At 63.6% G+C, this 10,328-nt stretch carries 8 protein-coding genes; all 8 read left to right on the plus strand.

The window, feature by feature from the left end; genetic code table 11:
* The first annotated feature begins 274 nt into the window (after window positions 1–274).
* The 8 genes from PMI31_RS23470 to PMI31_RS23505 all read left to right on the plus strand — a co-directional run bounded on the left by PMI31_RS23470 (window position 275) and on the right by PMI31_RS23505 (window position 10,121).
* On the plus strand, window positions 275–1,066 hold the full coding sequence (locus PMI31_RS23470; RefSeq protein WP_008021394.1) for an enoyl-CoA hydratase/isomerase family protein: 792 nt from the start codon (window positions 275–277) through the stop codon (window positions 1,064–1,066).
* A gap of 40 nt (window positions 1,067–1,106) precedes the next feature.
* Window positions 1,107–2,267 (plus strand): acyl-CoA dehydrogenase family protein, encoded by a 1,161-nt coding sequence (locus PMI31_RS23475; protein WP_008021395.1) that lies wholly within the window; start codon window positions 1,107–1,109, stop codon window positions 2,265–2,267.
* An 18-nt stretch (window positions 2,268–2,285) separates the two neighbouring features.
* Window positions 2,286–4,385, plus strand: coding sequence for an acetate--CoA ligase family protein (locus PMI31_RS23480; protein WP_008021396.1), 2,100 nt, complete (start codon window positions 2,286–2,288; stop codon window positions 4,383–4,385).
* A 10-nt stretch (window positions 4,386–4,395) separates the two neighbouring features.
* The gene (locus PMI31_RS23485) at window positions 4,396–6,003 is read left to right on the plus strand and encodes a 5-guanidino-2-oxopentanoate decarboxylase (protein WP_008021398.1); all 1,608 of its coding nucleotides are present in this window, start codon (window positions 4,396–4,398) and stop codon (window positions 6,001–6,003) included.
* Window positions 6,004–6,135: 132 nt separating this feature from the next.
* Window positions 6,136–7,326, plus strand: a complete 1,191-nt coding sequence (locus PMI31_RS23490; RefSeq protein ID WP_008021399.1) for a pyridoxal phosphate-dependent aminotransferase — start codon at window positions 6,136–6,138, stop codon at window positions 7,324–7,326.
* Window positions 7,319–8,734, plus strand: a complete 1,416-nt coding sequence (locus tag PMI31_RS23495) for an aldehyde dehydrogenase family protein (RefSeq protein ID WP_008021400.1) — start codon at window positions 7,319–7,321, stop codon at window positions 8,732–8,734. The genes PMI31_RS23490 and PMI31_RS23495 overlap by 8 nt, the downstream gene beginning before the upstream one ends.
* Window positions 8,735–8,821: 87 nt before the next feature.
* Entirely contained in the window at window positions 8,822–9,535 is a 714-nt protein-coding gene (locus PMI31_RS23500) for an NAD(P)H-dependent oxidoreductase (RefSeq protein WP_008021401.1), read from the plus strand.
* A 130-nt stretch (window positions 9,536–9,665) separates the two neighbouring features.
* Window positions 9,666–10,121: a YMGG-like glycine zipper-containing protein gene (locus PMI31_RS23505; RefSeq protein WP_008021402.1), complete on the plus strand. Its 456-nt coding sequence runs from the start codon at window positions 9,666–9,668 to the stop codon at window positions 10,119–10,121.
* The last annotated feature ends 207 nt before the right edge of the window (window positions 10,122–10,328 follow it).

Consider the following 10,328-nt stretch of genomic DNA (forward strand, 5'->3'; position numbering starts at 1 on the left):
GCGAAAGCGGCCTTGAGTCATGCGTCAACATTGCAAACGCCTTCGCCGGCAAGCCGGCTCCTACAGGTTGGGTGTTGCCGTTTGTTCGAAGTTGTAACAGCCATGCCCGCACCTAATCGAGCTGATGAGATAAACCTAGTAAAAACAATGATATAGCTGATCTTTCAAACTGTTACACCAAGATTTCTTACCAATTGCCGCCTTACTGAACACTCGTTTAGTATGGCCTCAAGTCGCATCACCTCAGACCAATCACAATAATTCGAGGATTCCCATGACCACTCAATCGTCGCTGCTCAGCCAGGTCGAAGCAGGCGTTGCCTGGATCACCCTCAATCGCACTGCCCAGCGCAATGCGCTGGACATTCCGACGCTGAAAAACCTGCACGCCATGCTCGACGCTTTCAACGCCAATCCAGCGGTGCGTGTGGTGGTATTGACGGGGAGTGGCCGCAGCTTCTGCGCTGGCGCCGACCTTGATGAATGGGCCGATGCCGAAGCCCGGGGCGCACTGGAAACCTATGGCTGGACCGAAACCGCCCATGCCTTGATGACCCGCCTGCACAGCCTGGAAAAACCCACCATCGCCGCCATCAACGGCACTGCCGTTGGCGCCGGGATGGACCTGACCCTGTGCTGTGACCTGCGCATCGCCGGGCAATCGGCACGCTTCAAGGCCGGCTACACCAGCATGGGGTATTCGCCGGATGCGGGCGCCAGTTGGCACCTGCCGCGCCTGATCGGCAGCGAACAGGCCAAGCGCCTGCTGTTTCTCGATGAATTGTGGGGTGCCGAGCGTGCCCTGGCCGCCGGGCTGGTTGGCGAAGTGTGCGCCGACGATCAACTGCTGACCGTCACCAATGAACTGGCCGCACGCCTGGCCGCCGGCCCGACCTTTGCCTTCGCCCAGACCAAAAAGCTCATGCGTGAAGGCGCCGAACGCAGCCTGCCGGAACAACTGCAGGCCGAACTCGCTGCGGGCCTGCTCTGCGGTCGCAGCGAGGACGGCAACGAAGCCCTGCGCGCCGCCATGGAAAAACGCCCGGCACGCTTCATCGGTCGTTGATTCCTCTCCATCTCCCAGAACACGAACAACAGGTAGCACCATGAATTTCCAACTGACCCAAGAACAAGAAATGTTGGTGGACTCGGTACGCAGCTTCGTCGAGAAGGAACTGCTGCCCTATGAAGAGCAAGTCGACCGCGCCGACGAGGTATCCCCGGAACTGGCAGCGCAGATTCGCGGCAAGGCGATTGCTGCCGGGTTCTACGCCTTCAACATGCCCGAAGAAGTGGGCGGTGGTGGCCTGGACTATCTGTCCCAGGCGCTGATCGAGCGTGAACTGTCCAAAGTGTCCTGGGCGCTGCACGTGTTCGTCGCACGGCCGTCGAAAATCCTCATGGCCTGCAAGGGCGAGCAGATCAACGACTATCTGTTGCCGTGCATCCAGGGCGAGAAGATCGACTGCTTCGCCCTGACCGAGCCGGGTGCCGGCTCCGATGCCAATGCGATCAAGACCCGCGCCGTGCGTGAGGGCGACGACTTCATCCTCAATGGCAGCAAGCATTTCATCAGCCACGCCGGGCATGCCGATTTCGCCATCGTCTTCGCCGTGACCGACACCTACGAGCACAACGGCAAGAAGCGCAACGCGGTGACCTCGTTCCTGGTCGACCGCAACACCCCGGGCATGACCATCCGCCGTGGGCCGAAGTGCGTGAGCAACCGTGGTTATCACACCTTTGAAATGTTCTTCGACGACTGCCGCGTGCCGGCCAGCAAAGTGCTCGGCGAAGTCGGCAAGGGCTGGGACGTGGCCAACGCCTGGCTGACCGCCGGGCGCGTGATGGTCGCGGCCAACTGCGTCGGTCAGGCCCAGCGCGCGCTGGATGTGTCCCTGCAATGGGCGGCGGACCGCAAGCAATTCGGCCAACCGATCGGCACTTACCAGGGGGTGTCATTCAAATTGGCCGACATGGCCACGCAAATCCGCGCCGCCGAACTGCTGACCCTGCACACCGCCTGGAAAATGGACCAGGGCACCATGACCGATGGCGAGGCCGGGATGGCCAAGTTGTTCGCCAGTGAAGTGCTCGGCCGTACCGCCGATGAAGCGGTGCAGATCTTCGGTGGCATGGGCCTGATGGACGAAGGTCCGGTGGAGCGCATCTGGCGTAACGCACGGATCGAACGGATCTGGGAAGGCACCTCGGAAATCCAGCGCCACATCATTTCCCGCGAACTGCTGCGGCCGCTGCTGCGCTGATCGGTCCGGAGAATTCCCATGTCCCAAACCATTCGTGACAACCTCAAACGCATGCTCGCGCCGCAATACGTGGCGTTTGTCGGCGGCCGCAGCATGGCGCGCGCCCTCAAGCGCTGTGCCGAGGGTGGCTACCAAGGGCAAATGTGGCTGGTCAACCCGCAACACGACAGCCTCGAAGGCGTACCCTGTGTGCGCACTATTGCCGATCTGCCTTGCGGGCCGGACGCGGTATTTATTGCGACCAACCGCGAACTGACCCTGACCTGCGTGGCCGAACTGGCCGCCATCGGCGCTGGCGGCGCGATCTGCTATGCCTCCGGTTTCGCCGAGACCGGCGCCGAAGGCCAGGCCCTGCAACAGCAATTGCTCAAGGCCGCTGGCGACATGGCCTTGCTCGGCCCCAACTGCTACGGCCTGCTCGACTACCTGCACAGCTCCGCGCTGTGGCCGGTGGCCCATGGCGGCAAAGCGGTGGAGAAGGGCGTGGCGGTGCTGACCCAGAGCGGCAACTTCGCCTACAACCTGTCCATGAGCGACCGCTCGCTGCCGGTGGCCTACATGGCCTCGGTCGGCAATCAGGCGCAACTGGGTGTCGCTGAACTGATGGACGTGTTGCTCGACGAACCTCGGGTCACCGCCATCGGCCTGCACCTCGAAGGCCTGAAGAATGTGCCGGGTTTCGCCCGCGCCGCACACAAGGCGCTGGAGAAGGGCATCCCGATCATTGCCCTGAAAACCGGCGTGTCGCAGATCGGCGCCGAGCTGGCCTTGAGTCACACCAGTTCGTTGTCTGGCTCCGATGCACTGTACGACGCGCTGTTCGATCGCCTCGGGGTGATCCGCGTCAGCGGCCCGGTGAGTTTTGTCGAAACCCTCAAGGCCGCGGCCTGCGGCAACCTGCCAGCGGGCAACAGCCTGATCGCGCTGGCCTGTTCCGGCGGTGACGCCGGGCTGATTGCCGACTACGCCGAACGCAATGACCTGGGCTTGCCCAGGCTCGATGACGGTCAGGTGGGTGAATTGGCCCAGGTGCTGCCGAGCTACGCCAACCTGGTCAACCCGCTGGATTTCACTACGGCAATCTGGGGCGACGGTGAAGCCTTGAACCGCATGCTCGACAGCGCGCTGCGCACCGAAGCCGACGCGGCGATGCTGGTGCTCGACTATCCGGCGGAGTTCACCGGCGAGCGCAAGGAGTGCGACCTGCTGCTGGAACTGTACTGCGCGGCACTGGCGCGTCACGGCAAAAGCGGTTTCGTGACCTCGGCCTTCCCCGAATTGCTGCCGGCCCATGCCCGTGAGCGTCTGCACGCGCAAGGCGTCGCGGCATTGCAGGGCGTTGAAGACGGGCTGGCCGCGTGGGGCCGCATCGCCGGTTATCAGCGCAACCGCCAGGCCTTGCTGGCGCTGGGCGAATCGGTGTTGGTCCCGTTGTGCCCGCAAGCACTGGACGGTGAGGGGCGTTTGCTCAATGAATGGGATTCCAAACAGGCCTTGCGAGCCTTTGGCCTGCCAACGCCGAACGGCGTATTGAGCACCCCGCAGAATGCCCTGAAAGACGCCGAGTCACTGGGCTATCCGCTGGTATTGAAAGCCGTCAGCGCACAGCTGCCGCACAAGACCGAGGCCGGTGCCGTGGCGCTGAACCTCAAGGACGACGCGGCCTTGAGTGTCGCGCTGGACAATATGCGCGCCAGCATCAAAGCGTACGCGCCGGACGTAGCCTTCGACCAACTGCTGCTGGAGCCGATGGCCAGGCCGCCACTGGCCGAGTTGATCGTCGGTATCAAGCGCGAAAACGATTTCGGCCTCGCGCTGGTGATCGGCACCGGCGGCATTCTGGTCGAGCTGCTCAAGGACAGTCGCAGCCTGTTGCTACCGACCACCGACGGCGCGATCCGCAATGCCTTGCTCAGCCTGCGCAGCGCCCCCTTGCTGCAAGGTTTCCGTGGTCGCGAGTCGGCTGACCTGGACGCCCTGGTGACGGCGATCCGCGCGGTGGCCGACTACGCCTGCGAAAACGCCGCGCAATTGCTGGAGCTCGATGTGAATCCATTGTTGGTCGGTGCCCATGGCACGACCGCGGTCGATGCGTTGATTCGCCTCGGCCATGAGTGAGGACATGAACATGCAAAGCAAAACCTTGACCGGTGGCCAGGCGCTGGTGCGCCTGTTGGCCAACTACGGCGTCGATACTGTGTTCGGCATCCCCGGCGTCCACACCCTGGAGCTGTATCGCGGCTTGCCCGGCAGCGGCATTCGCCACGTCCTGACCCGCCATGAACAGGGCGCCAGTTTCATGGCCGACGGCTACGCCCGGGTCAGCGGCAAACCCGGCGTATGTTTCATCATTACCGGTCCGGGCGTGACCAACGCCGCCACCGGCATCGGCCAGGCCTACGCCGACTCGATCCCGATGCTGGTGATTTCCAGCGTCAACCACAGCGCCAGCCTCGGCAAGGGCTGGGGCAGCCTGCACGAGTGTCAGGACCAGCGGGCCATGACCGCGCCGATCACAGCGTTCTCTGCAGTGGCACTGACCGCCGAAGACCTGCCGGAATTGATCGCCCGTGCCTACGCGGTGTTCGACAGCGAGCGGCCACGCCCGGTGCACATCTCGGTGCCGCTGGATGTGCTGTCGGCGCCGATCGCTCGTGACTGGAGCAACGACGTGGTGCGTCGTCCGGGGCGTGGTCCGGCCAATGCAACGGCGCTGGATCAAGCCGTGACAAAACTCAAAGGCGCAAAACGCCCGATGATCATCGCCGGTGGCGGTGCATTGAATGCCACCTCTGAGCTTCAGGAAATCAGCAGTCGACTCGCTGCACCGCTGTTCACCAGCGTCGCCGGCAAGGGTTTGCTGCCGCCTGGCGCGCCACTCAACGCCGGTTCCTCGCTGTGTGTGGAGCCGGGCTGGAAGCTGATCGCCGAGGCCGACGTGGTGCTGGCGGTCGGCACCGAAATGGCTGATACCGACTTCTGGCGCGATCGCTTGCCCGTCAATGGCGAAGTGCTGCGCGTCGATATCGACCCACGCAAATTCAATGATTTCTACCCCTGTGCGGTGGCGTTGCATGGCGATGCGCAACAAACCCTCAGCGGTTTGCTCGAGCGTCTACCGTCCGACGTGCGCGACGCCAGCGCAGCCATTGCCTCGGTGGCCGCACTGCGTGAAGCGGTCAAGGCCAGCCATGGCCCGTTGCAGTCCATCCATCAATCGATTCTCGACCGGATCGCTGCGGAGTTGCCGGACAACGCCTTCATCAGCACCGACATGACTCAACTGGCCTACACCGGCAATTACGCCTTTGACAGTGCCGCCACCCGCAGCTGGTTGCACCCGACCGGCTACGGCACCCTGGGTTACGGCCTGCCGGCCGGGATCGGCGCCAAGTTCGGCGCGCCACAACGACCGGGGCTGGTGCTGGTGGGCGACGGTGGGTTCCTCTACACCGCGCAGGAACTGGCGACCGCCGTCGAGGAACTGGACAGCCCGCTGGTGGTGCTGCTGTGGAACAACGACGCGTTGGGGCAGATCCGCGACGACATGCTCGGCCTGAACATCGAGCCCATCGGCGTACTGCCGCGCAACCCGGATTTCACCGCCCTCGCGCGTGCGTTCGGCTGCACCGTGACCCAGCCGCAGAACCTCGCGGAACTGCAAACCGACCTGCGCCATGGCTTCACTCGCAACGGCGTCACCCTGATTGAGCTCAAGCATGCTTGCGTTCGCTGAGTTCACTGTAGGAGCGAGCACGCTCGCGATGGACGTCAACGATTACGCGCGCTGTCTGAATGACCGGGTTGCCCTAACGTTTTTCGCGAGCATGCTCGCTCCTACAGGGATCATGTTTATAGGAGGAAGGCCATGCGCTTTTCCGATCTGACTCAACGTATCGCCGGCGACGGCGCCGCCGCGTGGGACATTCACTACCGGGCCCTGGCGCTGCGCGAACAAGGCGAAGACATTCTGCTGTTGTCCGTCGGCGACCCGGATTTCGACACGCCACAGCCCATCGTGCAGGGCGCCATCGACAGCCTGCGCAGCGGCAACACGCACTATGCCGAAGTGCGCGGCAAGCGTGCCCTGCGTGAAGCCATCGCCAGGCGTCATCAACAGCGCAGTGGCCAAGCCGTTTCGGCGGATCAGGTCACCGTGCTGGCCGGGGCGCAATGTGCGCTGTTCAGCGTGGCCCAATGTGTACTCAATCCCGGTGACGAAGTGATCGTCGCCGAACCGATGTACGTCACCTACGAAGCGGTGTTCGGTGCTTGCGGTGCCGTGGTGGTGCCGGTGCCGGTGCGCTCGGAAAACGGCTTCCGCGTACTGCCCGAAGATGTCGCCGCGCGCATCACCCCGCGCACCCGGGCATTGGCGCTGAACAGCCCGCACAACCCGTCCGGCGCCAGTCTGCCGCTTGGTACGTGGGCAGCTTTGGCGGAGTTGTGCATCGCCCACGACCTGTGGCTGATTTCCGACGAGGTCTACAGCGAATTGCTGTTCGACGGCGAACACGTCAGCCCGGCAAGCCTGCCGGGCATGGCCGAGCGCACCGCGACCCTCAACAGCCTGTCCAAGTCCCACGCCATGACCGGTTGGCGCGTCGGCTGGGTGGTGGCGCCGCCATCCCTGGCCGCGCATCTGGAAAACCTCGCGCTGTGCATGCTCTACGGCTCGCCGGATTTCATTCAGGACGCTGCCGTCATTGCCCTGGAAAGCAACCTGCCGGAACTGCAGGCCATGCGCGAAGCCTATCGCCAGCGTCGCGACCTGGTGTGCGACAGCCTGGCCGATTGCCCCGGGGTGCGGCCGTTGAAACCCGATGGCGGCATGTTCGTGATGCTCGACATCCGCGAAACCGGGCTCAGCGCCCAGGCGTTCGCCGACCGACTGTTGGATCGCCACGGCGTCTCGGTATTGGCTGGCGAGGCCTTCGGTCCGAGCGCGGGGGGGCACATTCGACTCGGTCTGGTGGTCGATACCGAACCGCTGCGCGATGCCTGCCAACGCATTGCCCGTTGCGCCCGAGAACTGATGGAGGCCCAGGTTCATGCTTGATTACAAGACACTGTTTATTGATGGCCGCTGGCAAAAGCCGTTGGGGCAGGGCATCGCCCAGGTGATCAACCCGGCGACCGAAGAAGTGGCTGGCAGCGTGCCGCTGGGCGATGAGCGCGATGTCGACCATGCCGTGTCGGCAGCGCGCCGGGCATTCGATTCATGGTCGCGTACGCCGTCGAGTGTGCGCGCCGGTTATATCCGCGCACTGGCGGAACAGCTGCGCAATCGTGCCGATGAGATGGCCTCAGTCATCACCACTGAACTGGGCATGCCGGTGCAATGGTGTCGCTCGGTGCAGGTCGACGGGCCGATCCTCGGCCTTGAGCAGTACGTCGAGCTGGCCGGGCTGATGGACGAAGTGCGCGAAGTCGGCAACTCGCTGGTGATTCGCGAAGCGGTGGGCGTCTGCGCGTTCATCAATCCGTGGAATTACCCGCTGCACCAGTTGATCGGCAAACTGGCCCCGGCACTGGCCGCCGGTTGCACGGTGGTGGTCAAGCCGAGCCAGGAAACCCCGCTGCATGCCTTCCTGCTGGCGCAGATGATCGAGGACATCGGCCTGCCGGCCGGGGTGTTCAACCTGGTCAGCGGGCCGGGTTCGAAAGTCGGTGAAGCGCTGGCCAAACACCCGGACGTGGACATGGTGTCGTTCACCGGTTCCACCGGCGCCGGGGTGCGGGTCGCGCAAGCGGCGGCGCCTTCGGTGAAACGGGTGTGCCTGGAGCTGGGCGGCAAGTCGCCGCTGCTGATCGCCGAGGATGCGGATCTGGCTGCGGCTGTGCGCTACGGCGTGCAGGACGTGATGATCAATTCCGGCCAGACCTGCACCGCGCTGACCCGCATGCTGCTGCCGGCCAGCCGCTACGCCGAGGCCGTGGAGCTGGCGCTGGCGGAAACCTTGTGCCTGCGCATGGGCGATCCCCTCGACCCGCAAAGCTTCCTCGGCCCGATGTGTTCGGCCGGGCAACGGCGCACCGTGCTCGACTACATCAAGGTCGGTCAACAGGAAGGCGCACGGTTGCTGTGCGGTGGTGAAACACCGGCGGCGTTCGAGCGCGGGTTCTATGTCAGCCCGACGCTGTTCGCCGATGTCGACAACCGCATGCGCATCGCCCAGGAAGAAATCTTCGGCCCGGTGCTGTGCCTGATTCCCTACACCGATGAGACGCAAGCGATCCAGATCGCCAATGACTCGCCGTTCGGCCTGTCCAGCGGCGTGTGGGCCGGCAGTGCCGAGCGTGCCTTGCACCTGGGGCGGCAGATGCGCGCCGGCCAGTGCTTCCTCAATGGTGCGGCGTTCAATTATCAGGCACCGTTCGGTGGCTACAAACAATCGGGCAACGGTCGGGAGTGGGGGGAAGAGGGACTCAATGAGTTCGTCGAAGTGAAGGCGATCCAGGTTTGAAGGTTGGCGATTCAAACTGTTCATCACCCACGATGTTGCTACTCCACACCTTCAACCGATACGCTGGAAACAGTCTGAGGAACCACCATGAAAGTACTGATCATCCATGCTCACCCGGAGCCGCAATCCTTCACCGCCGCCCTGCGGGACCAGGCTGTCGCCACCCTTGAAGCCCAGGGCCACGAAGTGCAGGTCAGCGACCTGTACAAAATGAACTGGAACCCGGTAGCCAGCGATGCGGACTTCTCGAGCCGGGAAAACCCCGAATACCTGGTCTATGCCCTGGAACAACGCCTGGGCGTGAAGAGCCAGTCGCTGGCGGCGGACATCCAGGGTGAGCTGGACAAACTGCTGTGGGCCGATTTGCTGATCCTCAACTTCCCGATCTTCTGGTTCTCCGCCCCGGCCATGCTCAAGGGCTGGATCGACCGGGTGCTGGTGTCCGGCATCTGCTATGGCGGCAAGCGCTTCTACGATCAGGGTGGTCTGGCCGGCAAGAAAGCACTGGTGACCGTGACCCTGGGCGGGCGTGAACACATGTTCGGCGAAGGCGCGATTCACGGCCCGCTGGAGGACATGCTGCGGCCGATCCTGCGCGGTACGCTGGCCTACGTCGGCTTCGACGTGCTGGAACCCTTCGTGGCCTGGCATGTGCCGTACATCAGCGACGAAGCGCGCAAGGGCTTTCTCGACGATTACAGCCGCCGCCTGCAACACCTGAGCGACGATCAGCCGCTGGTGTTTCCGAAATTGTCGCAGTTCGACGAGCAGCTGTATCCGAAGGCAGCTGTCGAGGCGTGACCGACGGGGCCGACAGCGGGCAACGTTGAACTACACTTCACTGTTGCTCCACCCGATCGGCAGGCGTCACCTGCCATCCGCCAGTCGACCCAAAGGCTTGCCCGTTGTGGCAAGCCTGTCGGAGGTCATCATGAAAAGGTTTTCACCTATCAGCTTGTGCCTTGCCTTGTCGGTTTTGAGTGCCCCGGGATGGGCGCAAACGGTGGTGCCATTGAAAGGGCAAAGTTCGCAACAAACCCAGGCCGACATCAACGAATGCAACAGCATCGCCGCCAGCCAGAGTGCCTCGACGACTTCCACGCCTTCCGGCGGGAGGGTCAAGGGTGCGGCTGTCGGGGCCGCTGCCGGCGCGACCGCGGCCCAGGTGCGCGGCAATCAGCACGACGAGGTTTATGGTCGCGTCGATAGTGATGTGCAACAGGAATACCGCCAGAACCGCGCCAAGGAGACGGCGGCGGCCGGCGCGGTGGTCGGTGCTTCACGTCAGCGCCAGGAACGCCGGGAGCAATCGAAAACCACCCAGGCGAACACCGCGACGGCCTACACCAGTTGTTTGCAGGGCAAGGGTTATCAGGTCAACCCTTGAATCAGGTGTAGCTAACACTGTGTGAGCGAGCTTGGTCCGGGCGGCGTTCCGACGAAGGCGGGCTGACTGAGTACATATCCATTTTTTGGGTAACGGCGGCTGGCGGTTTCGCCCTTACGGCGAGTCCCTTTTGGCAAACGCCCCAAAAGGAACCAAAAGGTCTCGCCCCGAACGTACGGCCCCTCGCCAAGGCTCGGGGTTCCTTCG

Source organism: Pseudomonas sp. GM55 (assembly GCF_000282395.1).
Classification (GTDB): domain Bacteria; phylum Pseudomonadota; class Gammaproteobacteria; order Pseudomonadales; family Pseudomonadaceae; genus Aquipseudomonas; species Aquipseudomonas fluorescens_CC.

What these genes read in the sequence shown, in the direction of transcription:
- PMI31_RS23490 (WP_008021399.1), top strand. Translation starts at nt 6,136, where the DNA reads ATGCGCTTTTCCGATCTGACTCAACGTATCGCCGGCGACGGCGCCGCC.
- PMI31_RS23470 (WP_008021394.1), top strand. Translation starts at nt 275, where the DNA reads ATGACCACTCAATCGTCGCTGCTCAGCCAGGTCGAAGCAGGCGTTGCC.
- PMI31_RS23485 (WP_008021398.1), top strand. Translation starts at nt 4,396, where the DNA reads ATGCAAAGCAAAACCTTGACCGGTGGCCAGGCGCTGGTGCGCCTGTTG.
- PMI31_RS23475 (WP_008021395.1), top strand. Translation starts at nt 1,107, where the DNA reads ATGAATTTCCAACTGACCCAAGAACAAGAAATGTTGGTGGACTCGGTA.
- PMI31_RS23505 (WP_008021402.1), top strand. Translation starts at nt 9,666, where the DNA reads ATGAAAAGGTTTTCACCTATCAGCTTGTGCCTTGCCTTGTCGGTTTTG.
- PMI31_RS23480 (WP_008021396.1), top strand. Translation starts at nt 2,286, where the DNA reads ATGTCCCAAACCATTCGTGACAACCTCAAACGCATGCTCGCGCCGCAA.
- PMI31_RS23500 (WP_008021401.1), top strand. Translation starts at nt 8,822, where the DNA reads ATGAAAGTACTGATCATCCATGCTCACCCGGAGCCGCAATCCTTCACC.
- PMI31_RS23495 (WP_008021400.1), top strand. Translation starts at nt 7,319, where the DNA reads ATGCTTGATTACAAGACACTGTTTATTGATGGCCGCTGGCAAAAGCCG.